The organism is Arcicella sp. GW458-12-2-14-TSB2 (genome assembly GCF_059423785.1).
The window spans coordinates 1-21,316 of sequence record NZ_JBWKYN010000026.1; the positions used below are offsets into that span (position 1 = coordinate 1).

The 21,316-nt window shown below is 37.9% G+C and carries 21 protein-coding genes; 2 read left to right on the forward strand and 19 right to left on the reverse strand.

All coding sequences use genetic code 11. The features are described 5' to 3' along the window. Positions 1-75: 75 nt before the first annotated feature. The 19 genes from AC07XN_RS05790 to AC07XN_RS05880 form a co-directional block, all read right to left on the reverse strand. The gene (locus AC07XN_RS05790) at positions 76-2,262 is read right to left on the reverse strand and encodes a TonB-dependent receptor family protein (protein ID WP_494742340.1); all 2,187 of its coding nucleotides are present in this window, start codon (positions 2,260-2,262) and stop codon (positions 76-78) included. 98 nt (positions 2,263-2,360) lie between these two features. Continuing rightward, entirely contained in the window at positions 2,361-4,328 is a 1,968-nt protein-coding gene (locus tag AC07XN_RS05795; protein WP_494742393.1) for a response regulator, read from the reverse strand. Positions 4,329-4,392: 64 nt separating this feature from the next. Continuing rightward, the gene (locus AC07XN_RS05800; protein WP_494742341.1) at positions 4,393-5,088 is read right to left on the reverse strand and encodes a hypothetical protein; all 696 of its coding nucleotides are present in this window, start codon (positions 5,086-5,088) and stop codon (positions 4,393-4,395) included. Further along, complete coding sequence (locus AC07XN_RS05805) at positions 5,085-5,555, reverse strand: hypothetical protein (RefSeq protein WP_494742342.1); 471 nt, start codon at positions 5,553-5,555, stop codon at positions 5,085-5,087. Before AC07XN_RS05805 ends, AC07XN_RS05800 begins: the two co-directional genes overlap by 4 nt. Continuing rightward, a complete protein-coding gene (locus AC07XN_RS05810; RefSeq protein ID WP_494742343.1) occupies positions 5,548-6,372 on the reverse strand; it encodes a hypothetical protein in 825 nt (274 codons plus the stop codon). Before AC07XN_RS05810 ends, AC07XN_RS05805 begins: the two co-directional genes overlap by 8 nt. A gap of 12 nt (positions 6,373-6,384) precedes the next feature. Beyond that, the gene (locus AC07XN_RS05815; RefSeq protein ID WP_494742344.1) at positions 6,385-9,114 is read right to left on the reverse strand and encodes a BACON domain-containing protein; all 2,730 of its coding nucleotides are present in this window, start codon (positions 9,112-9,114) and stop codon (positions 6,385-6,387) included. Continuing rightward, positions 9,095-9,382 (reverse strand): hypothetical protein, encoded by a 288-nt coding sequence (locus tag AC07XN_RS05820; RefSeq protein WP_494742345.1) that lies wholly within the window; start codon positions 9,380-9,382, stop codon positions 9,095-9,097. Before AC07XN_RS05820 ends, AC07XN_RS05815 begins: the two co-directional genes overlap by 20 nt. A gap of 2 nt (positions 9,383-9,384) precedes the next feature. Beyond that, positions 9,385-9,897, reverse strand: a complete 513-nt coding sequence (locus tag AC07XN_RS05825; protein WP_494742346.1) for a hypothetical protein — start codon at positions 9,895-9,897, stop codon at positions 9,385-9,387. 31 nt (positions 9,898-9,928) lie between these two features. Further along, positions 9,929-10,882: a hypothetical protein gene (locus AC07XN_RS05830; RefSeq protein ID WP_494742347.1), complete on the reverse strand. Its 954-nt coding sequence runs from the start codon at positions 10,880-10,882 to the stop codon at positions 9,929-9,931. Continuing rightward, complete coding sequence (locus AC07XN_RS05835; RefSeq protein ID WP_494742348.1) at positions 10,879-11,298, reverse strand: DUF6046 domain-containing protein; 420 nt, start codon at positions 11,296-11,298, stop codon at positions 10,879-10,881. The genes AC07XN_RS05830 and AC07XN_RS05835 overlap by 4 nt, the downstream gene beginning before the upstream one ends. An 88-nt stretch (positions 11,299-11,386) precedes the next feature. Beyond that, entirely contained in the window at positions 11,387-13,456 is a 2,070-nt protein-coding gene (locus AC07XN_RS05840) for a phage tail tape measure protein (protein WP_494742349.1), read from the reverse strand. Between the two features lie 198 nt (positions 13,457-13,654). Beyond that, a complete protein-coding gene (locus AC07XN_RS05845) occupies positions 13,655-13,960 on the reverse strand; it encodes a hypothetical protein (protein ID WP_494742350.1) in 306 nt (101 codons plus the stop codon). Between the two features lie 40 nt (positions 13,961-14,000). Then, a complete protein-coding gene (locus tag AC07XN_RS05850) occupies positions 14,001-14,414 on the reverse strand; it encodes a hypothetical protein (protein ID WP_494742351.1) in 414 nt (137 codons plus the stop codon). A gap of 49 nt (positions 14,415-14,463) precedes the next feature. Beyond that, positions 14,464-15,627 carry a DUF2586 family protein gene (locus AC07XN_RS05855; protein WP_494742352.1) on the reverse strand — a complete coding sequence of 388 codons (1,164 nt, stop codon included), beginning with the start codon at positions 15,625-15,627 and terminating at the stop codon, positions 14,464-14,466. Beyond that, the gene (locus AC07XN_RS05860; protein ID WP_494742353.1) at positions 15,628-15,966 is read right to left on the reverse strand and encodes a hypothetical protein; all 339 of its coding nucleotides are present in this window, start codon (positions 15,964-15,966) and stop codon (positions 15,628-15,630) included. It lies immediately after the preceding gene. Between the two features lie 63 nt (positions 15,967-16,029). Then, a complete protein-coding gene (locus AC07XN_RS05865) occupies positions 16,030-16,485 on the reverse strand; it encodes a hypothetical protein (RefSeq protein ID WP_494742354.1) in 456 nt (151 codons plus the stop codon). Next, positions 16,457-17,101 carry a glycosyl hydrolase 108 family protein gene (locus AC07XN_RS05870; RefSeq protein WP_494742355.1) on the reverse strand — a complete coding sequence of 215 codons (645 nt, stop codon included), beginning with the start codon at positions 17,099-17,101 and terminating at the stop codon, positions 16,457-16,459. Before AC07XN_RS05870 ends, AC07XN_RS05865 begins: the two co-directional genes overlap by 29 nt. Positions 17,102-17,175: 74 nt before the next feature. After that, positions 17,176-18,015, reverse strand: a complete 840-nt coding sequence (locus AC07XN_RS05875; protein ID WP_494742356.1) for a hypothetical protein — start codon at positions 18,013-18,015, stop codon at positions 17,176-17,178. A gap of 100 nt (positions 18,016-18,115) precedes the next feature. Further along, complete coding sequence (locus AC07XN_RS05880; protein ID WP_494742357.1) at positions 18,116-19,138, reverse strand: hypothetical protein; 1,023 nt, start codon at positions 19,136-19,138, stop codon at positions 18,116-18,118. 228 nt (positions 19,139-19,366) lie between these two features. Between AC07XN_RS05880 and AC07XN_RS05885 the strand changes: the two genes are divergently transcribed. After that, the gene (locus AC07XN_RS05885) at positions 19,367-19,792 is read left to right on the forward strand and encodes a terminase gpP N-terminus-related DNA-binding protein (protein ID WP_494742358.1); all 426 of its coding nucleotides are present in this window, start codon (positions 19,367-19,369) and stop codon (positions 19,790-19,792) included. Beyond that, complete coding sequence (locus tag AC07XN_RS05890; RefSeq protein WP_494742359.1) at positions 19,792-21,315, forward strand: hypothetical protein; 1,524 nt, start codon at positions 19,792-19,794, stop codon at positions 21,313-21,315. The genes AC07XN_RS05885 and AC07XN_RS05890 overlap by 1 nt, the downstream gene beginning before the upstream one ends. Position 21,316: the final 1 nt, after the last annotated feature.

Consider the following 21,316-nt stretch of genomic DNA (forward strand, 5'->3'; position numbering starts at 1 on the left):
TTTGTCGTAATTCACAAAATAAACAAGGAGGTTTTTATTTGGCAAGCCATCCACAAAATTCGGGATGACTCATGTTTAAATCTTAAACTGCAAAGTAGCCACAATACTTCTTCCATCTGAGCTCCAAACACCAACACCAGGGTATCCCGTGGGGCGTTTTGTAAAATATTGTTCGTTAGTAATATTATTGATACCTAGTTTTAAAGTATAGCTTGGTGCTATTTTTAAAGAAGTATTAAGGTCTAAAATACCATAAGATGGCACTAACCCTTTTGAACCGTCAGCACTAGGTTTTTCAGTATTAAGGGCATCTGAATAACTATCTGCTACATAACTATACTGTAATGTAGCACTTACAATTTTATGTGAAACCGTTACACCATTTCTACTAATCCATCTTGGTACAGTCTCTAAACGATTGCCTACGATGCTTTTGTTTTCACCACTCAATGTAACAGACCCTTTTACATAACTTGCATCAAAGTATGAAGTAGCCGTGAAAATAGATACTTCAGTAGCTTTTGTTCTAATTGGTTTTGCTTCAACAAATACTTCTAAACCTTTGGTCAAACTACTTCCTACATTCGTTTTATAAACGAAATTGTTTCCTGACGCATCTGGTAAAATCAAACTTCCAATTCTATTATCATACTGAATCTGGAAATAAGTAATATCAAAATGCAAAATTTGTTTGTGATTTCCTCTGATACCTATCTCAGCATTATAGCCCGAAGCATCTTTAAGATTTTGGTCAGTAACGTCCAATGCGGTTGGTGGTATAATATCCGAGAAAATAACTGGTCTATACGCCTGAGACCAACCTCCATAAATTTTAAGATGATTGTTAATTTTGTATTGCGAATTAACGCCAAAAAGAGGGAAAGAATGTTTAATCTCGTTAGGTACTTTATCGGGAGCTAAGTATTTAATATATCCAGACATTTTAGTTGTACCACTTTCTAAACGAAACGCAGGCGAAATATTAAACTTTGGTGTTACATAAAATATATTCTCTACAAATACCGCTACATTTTGTGTTTTATAATGCAAATCTCTTCCCCAAGCTGGGTCAACCAATGTTAAATCATAATCTGAACCCGTAGTTCCTTTTCCTAATTGCTGACGATTCAAATCATTATTGATATAACGAAGCCCACCTACTAAAGTGTTCTTAAAGTTACCAATGTTATAATACTTCGTTAAACGCAATTCAGATGAATAACTATTGAAATGGTCAATATCAACCTGACGGTTTTTATATTGGTTTGTCGCTGGGTCAATGGCATCTGGAACGTTTGCTAAGGCTACTATTTGTACACTATTTCTAGTTCCTAATACGGCTGAGTTTATCCAGTTTAGTTGTGTACTCTCATTAATTCTCCAATCAAATGATAATGAAGGGACAACGATGTCTGGGCTAAAGTAATTTCTGCTACGGGTTGACTGACGTGGGTCTTGATAAAACATATCGTCTGTCAATGGGCCGGGTATATGAAAAACATATTGGCTTCTTCCGATTTCAGCTTTTGCTTTTAATTTAGATGAAAACTCATATTCCAAGGCTAGAAACTGCGATTGGGCATCAGATTGTGCATTTTTACGATAGCCATCTGAAACTCTTTTCTGAAAATATCCATAATATTTCAATTTCCCGACTTTACCACCAATCGCATTATAAGAACTAAATAACCCATACGAACCTACTGAGTTGATACTTTCAAAAGATATTTTTTTAGTCGTATCAGCCTGTTTGGTTACATAATTTATCATTCCACCAAACTGTGCTCCATATTGTAAAGAAGCAGTACCACGTATAATTTCTATCTTTTGAATAGATTCCATTGGCGCACTATAATGACTTGCGGGGTAGCCATAAATATCACTATTCGTCATTATACCATTTTGACGAACGTTATATTCCCAACTACGGTGTGGGTCTAGTCCACGTGTTGATATATTCATCTGGTTTCCTGAACCATCCATATCATATACAAAGGCACCTGCTACTTTCGCAAAAATTTGTCTTCCAGTTTTTTCGGATATATTTGCATTCAAACTTTGAACCGAAATTACTTCATGCTTTTTACCCGAGAAAATATAGGAATTATGTACGTCGTTTAAAGGCAATAAGCTATTTTCATCACGTTTAAAGGCTTTTACTTCTACTTCATCGAGATGCTTAACCTTACTTGAATCAATAGTGGTCTTTTGGTTAAATGCCAACGAAGGAAGTAATAAGAATGGTAATAAAATATGTTTCATATTGATGGCTAAAATTAATCTACTTATAATTTTTCCAAAATTATGGAAATTTACAATTTTATCCAACAATACGGAACGCAATTTTTAATTAGTCTAGTTTAATCTTTCAGGAGCCATTTCAAAACTGTTTTTTCTATTGTTGCTTTTAATACAGGTTTTGTGATATAATCGTCCATTCCTGCTTCCATGCATCTTTCTTTCTCACCCACAATCGTTTCCGCAGTTAAAGCAATAATCGGTACTCTTCTTTCTTGTTTTTCCAATGCCCTTATAATTTTTGTAGCTTCATAGCCACCTATCTCTGGCATCTGAACGTCCATAAATATAATATCTGGATTACTCTCCTTGTACTTTTCTATCGCAATTTTTCCATTAACTGCTTCCACTACTTTAGCCTCAGGGAACAATCTACTAAAAATTGTTCTAGCCAATAACATATTTATTGGATTATCTTCTGCGATAAGGATGGTTATATTATTTAGCCTATTTCCTATTTTAACAGGGGGTTGCTCTTCTATTTGAATCGCTTCTACGGGTTCTGCTCTATTAATTAATTCATGCAATGCATTGTATAATTGTTGTATTTTAATAGGCTTTACTAATTGCTGTTTTATTCCTAACTCTTCGCATGCCTTCGTAATTTCATAATCATCTGATGAGCTATACAATAGCATGATTGGCTGAGTCTCTGGAGATAATCTTAGTTGTTCTCTAATTTTTCTTGCAGCTTGAATACCATTCATTTCAGGCATTTTGTAATCCATCAAAATAGCATCATAACGATTTCCAGCACTCAATAAGTCAATACATTCTTGGCCACTTACTACCTGTTCTGAAGGAATAGATTTCAATGCCAACATTTCTTTCAGAATGATACGGTTATTAGCATTATCATCTACTATCAACACATTTTTAATACTCTCCAAAGATGCATCCCACTCTACAGCATCGCCTTCTACTGCTTTCAGTGAAATATCGAAGAAAAAAGTACTACCTACGTCCATTTGGCTTTCTACTTGCAGTTTACTTCCCATCAAACCCAACAATTTATTTGAAATCGTCAAGCCTAAGCCTGTTCCGCCAAATTTTCGGGTTGTCGAAGCGTCTTCTTGAGAGAAAGCTGTAAATATCTTTTTTTGATTTTTAGGATCAATCCCAACGCCTGTATCTCTTACTGAAAATCTAAATTTAGCATGACCACTCAAGTCACTTTTCAGTAGCATAATTTTCAATTCTATCTCTCCCACCTTTGTGAATTTCACAGCATTTCCTAAAAGATTTACCAATACTTGGCGTAAGCGAATAGAATCTACCCAAATAAAACGAGGAATATCTGACTGAATATTAAGCAACACTTCAAGTTTTTTATCATTCGCCTGATAGCTTATAATATCCACTACTTGTTCGCCCAGTTTGTATAAATCATATTGTTCAATCGACAGCTCTAGTTTTCCCGCTTCAATTTTCGAGAAATCAAGAATATCATTGATAATATCTAATAGAGAGTTGGCAGATTGGAAAACCGTAGACATATACTGTTTCTGTGTATTGTCTAGTTTGGTCTTCATCAATAAATCCACAAAACCAATTACGCCATTCAAAGGCGTTCTGATTTCATGGCTCATATTAGCCAAGAATTCAGATTTTGCTCGTCCTCCTTGTTCTGCTTGTTCTTTAGCTTTTCGCAAAGAAAAGGCAAATCGGTAAGATAGAATCAGGTTTTGAAAAAATATAAAGCCTAAAAAACCAAAAATGAAGTAAAATGGTGACGCATCTAATACTTTTAGGTAACTAAGAATAGTGAGTCCAATAGCAATTCCTAACGATAAAAAACTTAAAAAAGCATATTTCGAGCCTACCCGTTTATTAATTACTGCCCTAATCGCTACATAAAAACTATATACGATAAAGAATAATACAATAAAAAGGAATAACTGAGAGGCCAACGTAAAAAAAGAAATTGGCGTCAGCATTAATATAAGGATATAAAATATGCTTGAAAAGCTTACAAATTTGATAAAATAATTATAATCTGCAAATTCAAATGTACAAAAACCCAAATTCATTTGTACAAAAAAACACCACTTTACTTTGCGAAGTGGTGTTTTTTTTGTATCTTTATATACCAAACTATACCCTTGAAACACAAATATAATCAAAATAAAATGGTGTTTCTGACTTCGAGAAACTTTCTCTAATATTGAGCAGGAAATTAAATGTTCTATGCGTAAACGTCGAATATGTGAGGTTATTAGCATTATTATTAAGCGTTCCCGCACTCCTAAACGTACCAAAAACATTATAATTATCTGTAGGTAATGTTTTGCCAAAATCAACAACATACCCCGAAATCCCATCGGATGGCACATCCGTAAACTGTACAGACCCAGAATGCAAAATACTAAATGGCTTCGTCTCTAACGCTTCTATGCGTGGTTTTAGCTCTGCAAATGGTACTAACCTCTTAAAATCCGTCACAAAATTAGGAGCAGTATTATCTGTAGTAAACGACAAAAACCATTTTCTTAAAACAGGGTGTACATTACCATCCTGATACGTAACACTTTCTGCATCCGCTACAGTTGTGTAACCTATCGTCGTAGGAACGGTAAACGTACCACCCACAAATGGCATCACTTCGCCATTGTAAAGCACGACTCCATTGGTTATAATAGAACCAACTATCTCGCACCCTGACAACACCACATTACCCCCTAAAAAACTGCCTAACCCCGCAATTGCTTCGGAGTAACCAGTCTGCATAAATTCGAGTATTTCTTGGTCAAAGGGAAATCCATCCCCGTACGCAAAATTAATCTTTTTCATATCGCTACTATTCTATATTTCTTTGAAACTAATTTGTAATAATTAAGGACTCTTTGAAAGCTTTCTAGCTGACTTCTATTGCTAAATATTTCGTTACTGGCAGGCACATTTACAATAAAGTCATAACCGTAAATACTGCGTTTCCTAGATGGCAAATAAACAGTTCCTAGATACTTTGGTTTGTTGCTACTTCGCTTATTTATATAAACTTTTGCAATTCGCTCCCCATCTTCGATAGTTATCAATCTGTCTAACGGGTCAAATCGGTCATTTAAGACCTTTTCGATACTCCATACCTGCGATGTATAGGCAAGACGATAATTGAACGAATTACGCTTAGAAACAAAGCGGACATAAAGCGTATGCAATGAATACATATAAACCTCTAACCAAACCACAAGCGAAGTTTTACGCAAGAACACAGGCAACAACGTTCTTGAAAGCTTCTTTAAATTGAGATTAAACATAGCTTAAATAGTTAATTTTCAAATCAGATGGCTCAAACTTCATATATCCCGCAAAAGAGGTGTATCTTATCGGAATAACCTCAAACACAATATCGCTAGGTTGTTTTGCTGAAATACTCAAAATCTCAACAACCTTTACGCCTTCTACTAATTGAATAGCATCAGTTAAACTCATCCTTGTCAATTCGCTATTAAACGGCAATGAAAGCAAATAATCAATAATAGCCTGCTCAATGGGTTTAACGACTGAACCTATTTTATACCCATTGAGGTCGATTTGCAACGGGTCAACATAAACAGTTATTTCAGCTTTTAGGTTATCCGCATCTAAACTAGATGTGGCAACCGCTACGCCTGCGTCTTTCATCTTCAAAATATAAGCATTTAGTGCAGTCAATTCTCCTACACTCAATTTGGTAAGCGTAGCACCCGAATCTTTGGCGACCTTTATCGTTATATCGCCCGAATTATTGTCGATAACAACGCACTGGCTTACAATCTTAGACGCTGTTATTTGCTCATCCGTATAACCATCATCGCTATATTGACCATCTACAAGAGCATGACCATACCTAAAATTTAAAACAACATTCTTATACCACTCTGCTGAGTGCGGTTTTAATAATGTGAGCTTTTGCTCTACTTCTGAAAGATGCAAATCAAAGAGACTTTCTAATGTCCAGATAGCCACAGCGACAACATAAAACATTAATCGCCAAATTGCCGTTTTTGATGTGCTGTTAAAGGCGTTAAGCTCTGCTCTGCTTGCTTTCGTTGCTTCTAACTCTAATACGATTTCTTCTATTTTCCTAGCCATTTTTCGTTTATATTAAACTCTTAATTTTCCTACTAAAATTTTATTTTCCCCCGCTGTGAAAGTTACTTTATACTGAAATACATCGTTATAATAGACGTTGGCTTGAGGCGGTAACTCAACATCGTAAGGACGATAAAATAAGATAGCGATAAGCCCTTTTGTTTCGTTTACAATACAACGAACGACAGGCAAACGATGCTTCTTAATATCCGTACCTTTTACGGCTCTTATGCCTTCAAACCCGTATGCGTTGATATAATCAACTTGAGTGTCTTTACCTGTATAAACCTCCGAGCCGTCAATTAAATCAGCTACCGAGTACTCAATACCGTCTATCGTTCCTTTGTAGGTCGACAACCTTTTCATTCCTGCTGATAATGCAGTCATTCCAATAAAATCACGACGACTTACTGTAGCATTATGAATTTTTCCTAAACTTCTATCGACTGGATAAATCGGGGCTGTGTCCATCCATGGATAGAACCAACACCCCAAAAAGAGTGTATTCAGCTCCATGTATTCGACAATTCTAGTAGGAATATCATATACATACTCATCATGACACTGTTTTAATTTTGTATTATTTGGTTGACTACCCCCAAAATCGCCAAAATAAAAACCGCCACCACCTTGGTTAAACACAGAGGATTGAAGTAGTATCTTATGGTTTCCAACTGCCTGCAAATTAATTTCTAATATTGCGTTAAGGTGTGACGCAATGTGAAAGTATGAAGGCAATAACATATCAAAATGAGATAAGAATGAAATATCATTTCCTCCCCAATCCCGCAACGGCTCATTTAGCACATTGAGCATTGTATATTCTTCAACTTGAAAAGCTTCAAAAAACGGATAAAACTCTACAACAGTTAGTAGGTAATCTAAATCCTGTAATCTCAATCCTACTAGTTCACTTGGAAACCCTTTTTCTATCGCATTTGGTGTCATTGATGCGGGTGTCGTCCAAAGAGCATTTGGAGCATCTGCATAATTCGCCTCAACAACCCCTAACCCGACATGCGGATAAGGAGCGGACTGATAATGCAAACAAACTAAAGTATCAGCTCCTACGCCTAGCTTCATTGCATGATACAAAGCAATGATTCTATTAACATAGTCGTTAATTGACATATCGTTAAATCCATGAACTTCTATATCAAGAAAAAGAATTGCAACATCTGTGTAATTCTTACTCCCATCAAAAAACTTACTAACATTACCAGTAAGGTCGCCAGTTGGGTCTGAGTATGCAGAATAAGGAACAGATAATATATCTTCCGCAGGGCTGAAATAACCATTTAGCTTTAAATTTGGATTCAAAGTATGGTTTTTGGTTCGTTGTCTAGGCAATAATGAAGATACAAAATCATGGTCGTAAACATGTGGATTATAAGTTGGGTCTTGTCTTTCCGTTCCTATTATCATTACCCCGTGGTCAATCATCGTAAAACCCCTCCTAAGTACATTGCTTGCAGTAGCTTGCGAACGAAAATTCGGGCCAACTAACAGGCTTTGAAACTTAGGCGTACCGTCGGTATGTAGTGGTATGTCAAACTCACCTACAGATGTATAATCAACTTGATTTAACATTGGAGGAGCAGAAATAGGAATAGAAGGAACAAAAAAGAAATCATTAGACTCAAACTCACTTGCTTGATTAACATTTCGTACAATGCTAATCCCATACGTCGAAATTGTAACCTTTCCAACACGAGCATGACCCGTATTATTTTGCAAAAATGTTACTTGAAAACTCCCATTTCCGTTTGTATTCGTTTTTACAATCTGAATCCATGAAACATTAGCAACAGCATTCCACGTACCATTGCAAGTCACACTATGAGTAAAACTTAGTTCTTCATAAGGCACATTTGCATCTAAATTCCAGCTCGTTTCTAAAACGTTCCCACTCGTGTTCTTCTGTTTCATGTTCAATACTGCCGTCGCACCTCCAACCGTAAAGCTTGCTGACAAGTCTCTGTCTGCTCCTGTATTCGGTGCAACCGTAACCGTCACTGTACTATTACCTATACCACTAGTAGGCGTAAGAGTAACGTTATCGCTGTGCGTGCTAGTCCAAGGTGCTTCACAGAATACCCGCATAAAGAAAGTTTCACCCGCATTACTGACGTAAAGAAATGTATCCGACAAATTAAGCACTGGTGGTGTAACATACTTTGCTTTTTGGGTTACTGCAATATTTCTAACAATAGAACTATCCGCATTTCTGACTACAATAGTCGTAGTCCTTTCCGCTCCGTCGTTTTCACCTACAGCAACAACAAAGCTCCCATCATATCCACCAGATGCACCCACTAGCATCACCCATGATACCGACTTTTCAGCAACCCAGTTTACATTTGATTGCACATAAATTCTAAATGTTGTCTCACGTCCATTGCCTTCTGTTAGTACATTTCGGTCAATGCTAAGATAAGGAGCATCAGGAATTACAATTACGATACCCTTATCGCCACCACCTACGCTAAAGTCAGGTAGGGCATTAACTGCCCATCCTGCTACATCTTCGTCCGTGGCGGGACTAATTCCTTCAATCAAGTATTCCTTAACAGCTTTAAGCTCTAAAATATCAGGCAAAACAAGCTTTTGTCCTGCTACCAAGCTATCAGTAAATGATATGTGATTAAGCAGTACAATCTGCGATACTGCGTAAACAGAACCGCAATGCTCTACAGCTACATCAAATATTGTCTGGCCATTTTTAACTGTTATAGTCTGCATTCACTGTTAGTTTATTGTCCTTAAATTCTAATTTAGTTACCGTTGCCCCGTCTTCTTTGAGTTGCTTTCTAATCTTCTGTTTAAATTCTGCAACCTCATCACCTAGTAACATGCCATCTATACCGACCCCAGCCGTCGGAAATTGCTTTAACTCCCCAATGTTGGTTTTTAGTAAAATAGCGATGTGCTGTTGATTTGAATTATCTATTACGAAATCGCCATTTTTAACTAGCAATTCATAATCATCATTAATGCGTATATCATCCATCTTTAAGAGTCTTTTAAAAGCGATTTAATTCGTGTTTCAATGTCAATTAAATCCGCAGGAATGGGAGTAATCAAATTAGTAGATGCTCCTGCTGGTGTAGCAACTTTCAAATTCTTAATCAAGCTTACAATATCTAATAAAAGCCCTCGCAAACTCTGCTCACCTTTCTTGAGCAAAAACCCGTCTGTATCTTGAGCAAAACTTGTAGTACCTGTTTGCATCAAAACAGTGTCAAACTCTTGAGCTTTCAACACGTATAAATTATCTAAATTCCCGTCCAAGCTCGCAAGCAAAACTTTTGACCCTATCTTAGGTTTGATAATCACGCCCGTTTCTAATTCCCCAACGATAGCCGTCAAACGCACATCAGTAAGCTCAAAACCATCATAACTAACCGTGCAAGTTTGCCCCTGAACACTCAATACATCAGCTACTAACAAAGCTCCGCCAACTACAGACTTTTGCCCCGCTGTTATCGACCGAAGCTCTTGAGCTATTTTTGCATATACATCCATAATCACTAATTCACAATTCACTAACTCACAACTAATTCAATCGCCTGCCTATCGTTACATTCCTTTCACCGCCCGCCTCTGAGATTTTACTCTCAACCGCTTCGACGTAATACGCACCCGCCCGTTCAGGATAATCTTCATCATAAATGTAAGCCGTGTAGCTTGGTTCGACATAAGGCACTAACCACGCTTTTATATTGCCTTCATATCCGTCAAACGAGTAATTCTTATATTCCTGCTCCGCAATCTTTTGTAAAGCCGTCTGCCCAAACTGAGAGCCTAAATTTCGTGTGATTCGCTCGCCACCAGTGACGCCCGCAGTCGCTTTTAATATCTTTCCGCCTGACGTCGTTGAGGTAATTTCTACCTCTACTTTTCTATCTTCTTCACTTTTCCACGTCAAATCACCGCTTTCAATATTTCTTTCAAAATCATACAGAACCTCACCCGCTTTTTGCAAATACACAGGCTCAACATGCAGTATGTTATTGCGGAAATAGATATTAGCTTTTGTTTCCTCTTGTATCTTTGCTAATACATCGTAACCTGTAGCGGAATGGATTGTAAACTTTTCGTAAGTCATATCAAATGTTACGTCCAGTTTGGTTTTTAAGCCTAATTGCTGTACAACATATTCAATAATTCCTTTCACCGAAACGGTTTTAAATTGCTTATTCGCTACAGGTTTACGGAAAAGAAAAATATCATCTTCACATTCGATATTAATTCCGTCGTTCTGAATCTGAATCGTTCTTAAATAGCCTTTAAACTCTAAGACTAAATTATTATCATATCCATATTCAATACTAACCGCATCACCTCTATTCAATAACGATTGTAATTGAATAGCTTTGTTCATAACAGCAGTAGGCAGTTTTATTTGTGCAGTATCAGCCAAAAGGCTAACAGAACGATACACCGTAATTTCTTCTATTACTTTCAATTCATATTGACCAATCCCTACACTCCAACTTATGTTTTTCATCGTCTTAAAACAAGTAATTCAATATCGTTATCGCTAACGGCTGAAATCTGAAAGTACTGTGTATCCTCTCCTTTAGTGAACGGAAACTCATAACTTTCAATCACAATGCTATCAATATCATACATCTGCAAACATTCGCTAAAAACACGAATAGGCAAGGGAGCTTCACAAAACATCTTTAATTGCTCAAGCGACTCAGCAGGAAATACATTTTCCTCATCGTTGATAAAAACACCCGAAATGGTAATTTTATAATCGTCCTGACTCCATCGCTCTTTAACAGTTCCTCTCTGCTTACCCTTCGCTACATTCCTTTTCGCTATGATATTTTCGCCCGAAATATCTATTTTCACTTCGATAGGAAAAACAAATTTTCCTAACTCATTTTTAAACGTCAAACTCCAAAACTGTCCCATAGAATTATAATAATCACTAACTCACAATTCACTCAATCACAACTAAAAAAAAATCACTAAATCACAACTCACTCAATCACAACTAAAATCACCCTGCATGCAAAGCCGACATCGCTAAAACCCTCTGCAAAGCCTCAGCCACCTGCCTTTCCATCTCACTAGCCGACTCCCTAAACTTCCCAGTACTTGAAGTAATCGTCAACTTTTCAACCATATTTTTAAATTCTATATTTACGATAGTTGACTTTGTTCCGCCCGTCGCTATCGCATCCGCCGTAGCCTTCCCAGTTCCGCCACCATTACCACCACCATTACCATCACCACCAGTTCCGCCACCATTACCACCGCCACCAAGTACAGGCAACACACTGCCAAACCCTGCATTAGGTTTTAGCAAATCAGTAGCACCAAGCCCGAAAGTATTTGCAAACCCTTTATTTTCGCCATTATTCCACGATAACGACCCGTACGCATTTGCAAAACTTTTACCTGTGTCTTTTGCTTGTTTCTCAAGCAATTTCGCATCTGCCATTATCGCTTTTCTTCGCTCAACCCCTGCCATCTTTATCGCTGATATTTCAGCCGATGCCGTTTTTGAACCGAAAAGTTCTTTTGTCTTATACCATGCCAATTTGATTTGGTCAAACGCCCAGAGCCAAGTTTCTACAAACATTTTTCCATACAACCTAACAGCAGTTACAATCATCTTTCCGCCATCCTTAAAACCTTCTACAACGTTATCCCACGCTTCACCCCAACCATCCACTTTGTAGATAACATAGCCAATCGCCCCAATTATCGCACCGATGGCGATAGGTATCGCAAGCATAGCAAAGTTTGCCGACCACCATGCCACAGAGAATAGATTTGTTGCGTAAGTGGCTAATGTCGTCCAAATTGACAACCCCCTTAAAGCTGTCATTTGCAAACCTATCCACTTTGTCGCATTAACGATTGAATCAGATTTCAACAATGTTTCAAAAGCATTGTAGTACAAAGCTGTTTCTCCAATCGCAGAACCCGCCTGAGTCGCATAATTTATAAATGGTAAAAATTCACTAGTAGCATTAAAAAGACTTATTTGAAAGTCTTTAATTTTTTGCTCTGACCTTGCTTGCTTTTCAGCGTAAGAACTCATCAATATTTCTGCCTGCGAAACAGCACTATTTGTTCCCTCAAAAGCTTTAGCCATTCTGTCCAATTCATCAGCTTGAAACGTTAATGTTTTACCCGCTACAATTCCCTCAGCACCGAACATCTGACTTAACAAAGCTTGGTCGTTCATAATTGGTTGCAACAACTTAAAACGTTGTCCAAGCGTCAAAGCATTATTCGATAATTGCTTAACATCTACACCCGCTTTTTGCAAAGCTTTTAGCGTCTCAGCAGGCATAAACCGTCCTTTCCCCAAAATGCTAAGTGCATTACTAATAGCCGTTCCCCCTTCTGCTCCTTTCTTTCCTGCCTTATCTAATAATTGAATCGCACTATTTACCTCCGAGAATTTCACTTTTGCAAGCACCGCCATTGCCCCCGCCTTCTCAAGAGCCGAGCCAATTTCAGGCAATTGAGCAGAACCATCTTGAGCCGCTTTTGACATAATATTCATCATATTAGTCATTTCCTGTGTTGCTCGCATAGGGTCGCTCAAATCTACTCCGTATTGATTCATCGCAGTTGTAAGCAAGCTTGCAGACGCTACAGAATCACCGCCCATTTGCTTAGATAAATAACTTACGTTTCTACCCATTTCTACCAAGGCAGGCACATTTTTAGCAATCTCTGGCGATAGCTTTGATAAGATGAGCGTATAAGCATCGACATTCTGATAAGCTTCTGTACCAAATTCTTTAGATGCTTTTCGAGCTGAATCCGCAATTGATTTCAGTGCCGTATCTGTCACACCCGTCATTGCCTTCAATTCCGTCAAAGCAGTATCTAGTTTAATACCAGATTCCGCCATTCCCTTTATTTTATCATCCGCCCGCTCCAAGCTTTCTACAATGGCATTATCTCTTAGTATTGCCATCGTCATTTGAAACGTTCTAGCGACACCCGACAACCTTGTAGCAAATCTTTCTGTTCCTACGCTCAAGTCGTTAAGAACAGTCTTCCCGTTTGTACTAAGTTTTAAAACATATTCAATTGAACTTGCCATTTTGTTTTTTGGATAACAAAAAAAGGAGAAATCAAGACACGCTCCCTTTCTCCTTTTCTCTAATATACTTTAAATCATTTATCAGTGAAGCCCATTCTAAATCACTTAGCTCGTCGGGATTCTGAACGTGCATGTAATACTTTAACTGAGCATTCATAATTCTGATATAATCAGCTTTTTCGTTTACTTCTGAATCCCTTAAAGCTTTTCGATTTCAGTCTCTTTGATGGCTGTCAACTCATCCAATCTTTTCGATAAAGCAAAGAACAAATCATCGTCTGTCAAAAAATCCTCATCACCACCCAACACACACGCATCAGCAATCAACTCTTTACCTTTTACGAAATCGCCCGCTTTGCTTGAGTAAGCAATATCTTTTCTGCTAGGCTTTTTAATGTAACATTTTTTACTATCTAGCGACACCAAATAAATATCACCATGTATTTTTTTCCAACTCTCAATATCTTCTTTGGTTGGCTCTGCAATTCTTTTATCTTTTGCCATTGTTGATTTAAGTTAAAATTTTGAATTGTTCTAGGGAGAACTAAACGTCCTCCCTGATATTTAATGCGATGAATGGCATAGTGATTTCCATTTTCTTATCACCTTGGTTCATGCCTTTTTCTGTTTCTACGAACTTGAAATTTTCAATGACATCGGTCGTCATTGGAATACCCTCACTAGGATTGCCATAACTCACTACAGCATTGAAATATTTTAAGAATATTCTTCGCCCGAAACGCCTTTTTAAATCTGCATGAACGGATTGCAAAACAACTATTTCGCCATCGTACTTTAAATTACCCGTCGCAATTTTAAGCGGGTTTCGTCCTTTTGCATATACTTCCTCCTGTTCTGCTCCAGACTTATACTTAATACCCGTAAAGCCAACATAAGACACACCTTCGATGCTCAAGCAAATCTCACCCCATTCGTAAATCTCATTATTGATTTCCATAAAACTTGTTTTTAAAAAAGCTTAATGCTTATAGCTTATAGCTCAAAGCTTATTGACTTATTGGCACAAAGCCCAAAGGCACATCAAAAAAACGAGCATACCCAAACGGTTTAACACGCAAATAATTCAATTTAATCTTACTATTAACTTGAGTATTATAAGCAGTATCAATCCCAACCATAACACCCGCATCAGAAGGGTCATTAAAATCGCTATTCAATTGACCTTTGTCAGTCATCTGCAATTTGATTTCCTTTCTAATTTCGTCCTCAATTGCTTTCGCTTCATGTGCCTGAATTGCACCCGTTGCCGTCACTGCTAACTGAGTCAATAACTTACCTGTTAACAGGTAAAAAGCAATTCTGTAAGCCTTATCAATTGTACGCTGAGCGGTCAAACTTCGATAATCAGACGTGTCTGGAGCAAACATAGGGTCATCAATAAAATAGAAGCCCGTACGATTATTATGAACTCTCAGGCTAATAAAACGAGCATCATTGATGTTAACAGCTTTATCCATCTGTTTCACCAAGATTTCATCATGATATTGTTCCCCGCCTTGCACCACTAGACCACCATCCGCCACCGCCCCAATATTTCTCTGAATGCTATTAGTAGCATATCTCCCCGCCAACACACCAATTGAACTTTTACCCGCTGAATCCTTACCAATAAAACCCGCCACACCTTTAGCAGTGATAATAGGCGTTAACGTCACAGTACTGTCATAGTCAATAAAATCAATGACGTGAATGACTGGCGTATTATCAGAAGCAAGTACCTCATTACGATAAGTTGAAGCAGAAACGGCAAACGTTGTAAAAGCAGTAACATCTGCAAACGTACCCACCGCACCCAGAACAAATAGTGCTGTTACTTGATTGTTGGTTGCTCTAATCAACTTAGTCGTAGTAGCCTTATTTGCACCATAAGCACTAACAACAGATGCCCAAATCATAAACCACATTGGCGTACCTTCCTGAGCATTATTATAGAAATCTTGCACAAAGCGAACTAGCAACGGATTAGTAGCAATTGTAACGCCTAACTCGTCTAAATCTTTCAAACGTGTTATTCTATACGCTGTAGAAACTGTAACAGTTCCTTGAGGTGTTCCCGTTACAATCAAGCCTACTAACCCGTCCGTATTTTCGGGTTGAAATCCTAGATTTCCATCCTCGAAACTTATCGATACGTTAGGTAATAACCCCATCTATCTATTGAAGGTTTTAACGTCCTTCACGTCTAAAAATCTTGCATGGTTTCTAGCATCCCCGATGCCTACAAATGCCTGTTCGTCATGCGTACCATACAAAACATCAACAGTAGGGTTGTGGTCAAAAAATGGTTGTACCCAGTCAGGATTCACATTCTCAATAAACATTCCTTCCTCACCCTCAACTACTTTTAAAACCTTTCCTTTGCTTTTTTTTGACTTTGTAACATCTTTTGTCACATTATCCAAATTGCCCGAATCCGTAGTACCTTCGCCACCTTGAGCATTTAAGTCTGTAGCACCTTCGCCACCTGCTTTATTTTCTTCAATTTCCATTTTACATTTATTTAATACCCATTATTGAAGTAAGGGGTAATACTATTCGATGAGGTTAATTACTTATTTTCGATACTGATAAGACAACCGATAGCCAACACTAAGCGATGTATCAGGCTCTTTGTAATGTCTAACGTATGCAGGCTGAAATATCGACGTAGGAACTTTCTTACTTTTAACTATGGCATCATCTAAGTCATGCTCAAGTTTCTCAAGTCTTCGTATTTTATTACTAATTCTATCATAAACAAGAGAAGCTTTATAAGTACCTTCATCTATTTGCTTAGCAAGCGACTGAGCAGACGCTAACGAACTCTGTACACTCGTATAAGACGTATCAGAAACAAAGTTCTGAGCCTGCAACGCTTGCAAGGTATCAGCTAAGTTCACCGCTACAACTACTTTTGTCTTTACAGTTGTATCAGCTTCTACGTTCGTAGGCTTTGGCGATTGCGTGCAACTAAACATTGCGAAAGTGAAAGCTAAAACGCTAAACACGATAAAAAGAAAGTTTTTCATAACACTGTTTGTTAAAGTTTTGAATTTGAATATTAACCCTGTTTGCCCATCCTCGCTTGCAAACTGCATACGTTTGCGGGCGGTACTGTTTCATTTTGACAAATAACCAATCACCCCGATTTTTAAGCACCAAGGCGGAATACTTACAATCACCAGTTTTTTTAATAGCCTCAATTGTCTTTATGCCTAGCTTACCATCCTTCGCTACACCCGCCCAACCCTGCATTTTAACGATACTCAAACCACCATTAACTAGATAATCGTAGAGGATTTCGGCGGTCATTTGTGGCAACATATCACCACCAACCGCATCCCAATAATGCTTTTTGTACAAATGCTTCACCTGACCCATCTTAATCAGTCTAAGGTCGTTTTTTGTTATCTTACCATCCCCGTCATTGTCATAATTTCTCCAACCCTCTGCCTTCGCAATCTGCACATAACGTTTGAGCGTAAACCCGTACTTTGTCCCGCCCCCGTCATTGTCGTAAGCAAATGACGTAAAAGCAACCCCCTCAAATCGAATCGTTTCAACAAAAGCCTTTTCAAAATCAGCAGACTTGACAGGTGTCAACAACAATAAAAAAGCAGTCAGCAATAAAAAAAATCGTTTCATAATTTGTTCAATAGAATGTGTGGGAGAAGCTCCCACACTTTTACCAATTACCTAACCATTCAACAAAAGCAAATCTATTTCAACAAAGCAGAGCAATACTTACCTCTGATTGGCAATGCTAAAGCTCTCATTTGAAAGCCCATCACATCCGCACGAGCCTCAGGGTCATTCAAACGTTCAAACATATCTACTGTGCCAATCGCAGTCATTACCTCAGAAGTACAGAAAGCAAAAGATGACATTATATCATTACCCGCATTAGCCGACCCAAAAGCCTTTTTAACCCCAAGGTTTGAGAATCTCGGTGTTTTCGAGTATTTAAAAACCTTGAATCCATAAAGTTCATTTTGCCCTTTTTGCCAAATTGCCTTGTATTGTGCCAAATCTGCTTTTTGCAATTGAGCTTGATGAGTTGGGTGTAACACTAAAGTACGTTCCCCCTCAGGTGCATCCACATTGTCGTATGTCAATGCCAAATCAATGATGTCATTAAATGTGATTCCTGCATTCCCACTTCTGTCAAGTACAGTATTATAAGTATCTGTAGTTGCAGGCGTCCAGTTCCAAGCAGCATGAGCCGCAATTTTTTGGCGTAAAGCCTCCTGATGACCTCTGATAACAGAATTACGCTTATCGTATGCTAACTCAATCAAATCAGCATGACGCAATCTTGTATTCTCTGTGTCATACATATTCAACTCTAATGCAAGAGGTGCATCCGTACGGTCTGTGATAGCTACAGGAAATGTAGTATTATTCACCAAAACGTTAGGCATCACACCCGCCTCAGCCAAATTGATTTTATCATTTTCAATCCACATACTCATATCTGTAGATTGAGACAAAAATGACGTTTCTGGCAAGAACTGCTCTTTCAAATCAGCAATCCAAATTTCTTTATTTAACCCAGCCATAAAGTTTTATATAATTTTGAGAGTAAATTTTTAACCAAGCCCGTGCCTACAGCAGGCACGGGCAACACACATTTAATTGGGGATATTCCCTCTGTCGTTTTTATTTTTTATATCGCTTACCTTTTGCGTATTCGCTCACAAGCTCTTTATACTTCTCAGGCTCATTCGCTTTAATTGAAGCAAGCTTTGCGGTATCATGTTTTTGTAAGTAATCAAAGCATTCATCTTCGTTAAGGTCAGTTTTTTCACCGCCACCACTACCCAAACCCTTTAAGCTATTTCTCGCCTGCATACCCGCCAAAACACCAGATGCCAAAGCAAAATTATCAATAGCCATTTTCTTAAAGTCTTCCTTATTTGAAGCGGTCAACTTACCCGCCACTACAGCATCGTTGACAAGCTTTTCCGCAAGTGCTTCTTTGTTTTTTTTAGCTTCATCCTCAAAAGCCTCAAGCTTTGTTTGCAATGCACTTGCTTTGTCCTTTTCCTCCTTCAACTCCTTTGCATGCTTATCCGTAAGCTTTTCAATTGCATCGTCCAAATCTTTCTGCTCCACCTCTTGCGAGCTTAGATTTAATTTGTTAGCAGTAGCTAACGTTAGACTAATTTTTGCCATTTTCTCTATGTCCGTTTTTTTCGTTTCAGTAGTCATAATACTTGAAAGAGCTAGTGTTAATTCATCCCCTTCAAGCCATTTCTCTTTAGTTTTGCTGTATAGTCTAACCGCATTTTTGTTTGAGCCAATCGCAACAAAACTGCATTCATAAAGCTCACACTTTTTAAGCGTCCAACTTCCATCAGGATTCTGAACCATATCGCTTTCCAGATAGGCAAAGCCAATCGAAACAGCTACGATATAGTCTTGTTCTACACCATCCGCAATTATTTCAACACCATCTTTCGACATCCAAAAATCTGTATCAGCTAACAACTTGCCGTTTTCAATTCTTAGATTTCTCCACTTGCCAATAATTGTTTTTAGCGACTGAATATGCGAATCAAGCATAGTAGGATTACCCGAAAATCTTGTAAGGTCAATCCCTGCTACGTCTATATTAAATCCATAATCGTTTATAGTATCATCGCACAAAACGAATGTTTTAACCACGTTTTTTTTCGCCACATTCTTAATAGTTTAATAATAGGTAGGGCGAATAAATCGCCCTCCTTGGTACATCCAGTATTCAGTTTCCACAACTATCTGTGTACTCCTATTCGCATCGTTGAGACAAACTTACAGGCGTTTTTTACGCTATTCTAATATGTTGTTATAGCTTATCATAAAAGTTTCAAAGCCCTTAAAAAACCCTCAATTTCGTATCGTGAAACAGTATTATTAAAGAAAAAACAGATGGGTGTAAGCAAGAAATTAGAGCAGGACTTTGCGAAAATATTGTACGTACAAGAGAAGCTTTCACAGAAAGAAATTGCTGAGCGGGTCGGTGTGACGGAAAAGACAATAGGCAAATGGGTAGAAGCTAATGGATGGGAAAAACTTAGACAATCACTATTAATTACCAAACCTCATAATATCAATTTGATGTACGCTACGCTTACATTAATGAATGAGGAAATACAGGGCAAAGTGCCGTCTTATGCACAACTACACGCAATTAACGAGCTTACAGGAGGCATTAAAAACCTAGAGGCTGAAATGGGTATAGGTGAAATGTTTACCGTTGGCAATGCCTTTATCAATTTCGTACGAAACATAGACATTAACAAAGCAAAAGAAGTGTATAGTCTCTTTGATGCTTTTATGAATAGCAAGCGATAATGGCAAAGAAAAAAACAGATAAAGACTATTGGGCTGAATGGGAAAGGCTAGGCGAAAATATGCGTAATTCTACGCCTATCGACCTTACTGAAAGCTATGCAGACAAAATCAAAAGGATTGCACATTTAGAAGCCAACCCCGAAAAATGGTTTAAGTATTATTTTGAGAACTTCTATACTTCTGAGCCTGCTGATTTTCACATAAAAGGAACTCGAAGGATTCTATATAATTCTGAATGGTATGAGGTGCGTGCATGGGCTAGAGAAAGCAGTAAGTCAGGGCGGACAATGATGGAATTTTTGTATTTGTGCTTAACTGGACAACTCAAAAACATCTTACTAATATCGAACAGCTTTGACAATGCAAAACGTTTGCTCTTGCCTTATAAAGTAATCTTAGAATCGAATAATCGAATTATTAACGATTATGGAAAACAAGAAAAAACAGGCTCGTGGGAAGCTCACGAATTTACATCTTTAAAAGGTTTCACATTTAGAGCTTTAGGAGCAGGACAATCGCCACGTGGTACTCGCAAAAACGAATACCGCCCAGACGGAATAATTTTCGATGATATTGACACGGACGAAGAATGTCGAAATCCCGATTTAATTAAGCAAAAAATTGACTGGATTGAGCAGGCAGTAATACCGACCCGTTCTATTTCAAGACCGCTAAGAATCGTAGTTTGTGGCAACATTATCGCAGATTATTGTTGCGTTTCAGAAATGGGCAAAAAAGCCGATTGCTTTGATATAGTCAATATCATAGACAAAAATGGGAAACCTACATGGGAGGCTAAAAACACACTTGAGAATATTAACCGTATTCGCAAGATGATTTCGTACAACTCTTTTCAAAAAGAGTATATGAATAATCCTGTAATTGAAGGTACGACATTCAAAGAGTTAATTTGGGACAATTGCCCGCCCATCAATACTTGTGATGCTGTTATTACTTATGCCGACCCTGCAACAAGTGACAAAAAAACAAAAGGAGCATCGACAAAAGTCGTTGTTATAATCGGGGTAAAAGACTTAAAATACTATGTCTATTTGTGTTTTTGCGATACCGTTTCCAACAACAACTTTGTTGATTGGCTATTTGAAGCAAATACTTATTTAAGGGAAAAGAAAGTAGATACTTACAGAATCTATATTGAAAATAACACACTACAAGACCCTTTCTATACACAAGTGTTAATACCTCTTATTCGTAAGAAAGAGCAGGAACTAAGAACTAATTTAAACATCGTCCCAGACACTCGTAAAAAACCAGAAAAATACGAACGTATTGAAGGGACATTAGAACCTAAAAGCAGAAACGGGCGATTAATATTTAATCGCAAACAGGAATCAAATCCGCACATGATACGTGCCTCTCAACAGTTTTTAGGGGTAAGCCCTAAAAGCAAAATGATGGATGCTCCAGATGCCGTAGAGGGCGGAGTATGGATATTAGAACGCAGAGAAGCAAAGAAGAATAACACTTACAGAGCAGGCAAACGGACAAACCAAAAATACTAAT

Excerpts from the sequence above, each read along its gene's own strand:
- AC07XN_RS05790 (WP_494742340.1), bottom strand. The coding sequence starts at position 2,262 with ATGAAACATATTTTATTACCATTCTTATTACTTCCTTCGTTGGCATTT.
- AC07XN_RS05795 (WP_494742393.1), bottom strand. The coding sequence starts at position 4,328 with ATGAATTTGGGTTTTTGTACATTTGAATTTGCAGATTATAATTATTTT.
- AC07XN_RS05800 (WP_494742341.1), bottom strand. The coding sequence starts at position 5,088 with ATGAAAAAGATTAATTTTGCGTACGGGGATGGATTTCCCTTTGACCAA.
- AC07XN_RS05805 (WP_494742342.1), bottom strand. The coding sequence starts at position 5,555 with ATGTTTAATCTCAATTTAAAGAAGCTTTCAAGAACGTTGTTGCCTGTG.
- AC07XN_RS05810 (WP_494742343.1), bottom strand. The coding sequence starts at position 6,372 with ATGGCTAGGAAAATAGAAGAAATCGTATTAGAGTTAGAAGCAACGAAA.
- AC07XN_RS05815 (WP_494742344.1), bottom strand. The coding sequence starts at position 9,114 with ATGCAGACTATAACAGTTAAAAATGGCCAGACAATATTTGATGTAGCT.
- AC07XN_RS05820 (WP_494742345.1), bottom strand. The coding sequence starts at position 9,382 with ATGGATGATATACGCATTAATGATGATTATGAATTGCTAGTTAAAAAT.
- AC07XN_RS05825 (WP_494742346.1), bottom strand. The coding sequence starts at position 9,897 with ATGGATGTATATGCAAAAATAGCTCAAGAGCTTCGGTCGATAACAGCG.
- AC07XN_RS05830 (WP_494742347.1), bottom strand. The coding sequence starts at position 10,882 with ATGAAAAACATAAGTTGGAGTGTAGGGATTGGTCAATATGAATTGAAA.
- AC07XN_RS05835 (WP_494742348.1), bottom strand. The coding sequence starts at position 11,298 with ATGGGACAGTTTTGGAGTTTGACGTTTAAAAATGAGTTAGGAAAATTT.
- AC07XN_RS05840 (WP_494742349.1), bottom strand. The coding sequence starts at position 13,456 with ATGGCAAGTTCAATTGAATATGTTTTAAAACTTAGTACAAACGGGAAG.
- AC07XN_RS05845 (WP_494742350.1), bottom strand. The coding sequence starts at position 13,960 with ATGGCAAAAGATAAAAGAATTGCAGAGCCAACCAAAGAAGATATTGAG.
- AC07XN_RS05850 (WP_494742351.1), bottom strand. The coding sequence starts at position 14,414 with ATGGAAATCAATAATGAGATTTACGAATGGGGTGAGATTTGCTTGAGC.
- AC07XN_RS05855 (WP_494742352.1), bottom strand. The coding sequence starts at position 15,627 with ATGGGGTTATTACCTAACGTATCGATAAGTTTCGAGGATGGAAATCTA.
- AC07XN_RS05860 (WP_494742353.1), bottom strand. The coding sequence starts at position 15,966 with ATGGAAATTGAAGAAAATAAAGCAGGTGGCGAAGGTGCTACAGACTTA.
- AC07XN_RS05865 (WP_494742354.1), bottom strand. The coding sequence starts at position 16,485 with ATGAAAAACTTTCTTTTTATCGTGTTTAGCGTTTTAGCTTTCACTTTC.
- AC07XN_RS05870 (WP_494742355.1), bottom strand. The coding sequence starts at position 17,101 with ATGAAACGATTTTTTTTATTGCTGACTGCTTTTTTATTGTTGTTGACA.
- AC07XN_RS05875 (WP_494742356.1), bottom strand. The coding sequence starts at position 18,015 with ATGGCTGGGTTAAATAAAGAAATTTGGATTGCTGATTTGAAAGAGCAG.
- AC07XN_RS05885 (WP_494742358.1), top strand. The coding sequence starts at position 19,367 with ATGGGTGTAAGCAAGAAATTAGAGCAGGACTTTGCGAAAATATTGTAC.
- AC07XN_RS05890 (WP_494742359.1), top strand. The coding sequence starts at position 19,792 with ATGGCAAAGAAAAAAACAGATAAAGACTATTGGGCTGAATGGGAAAGG.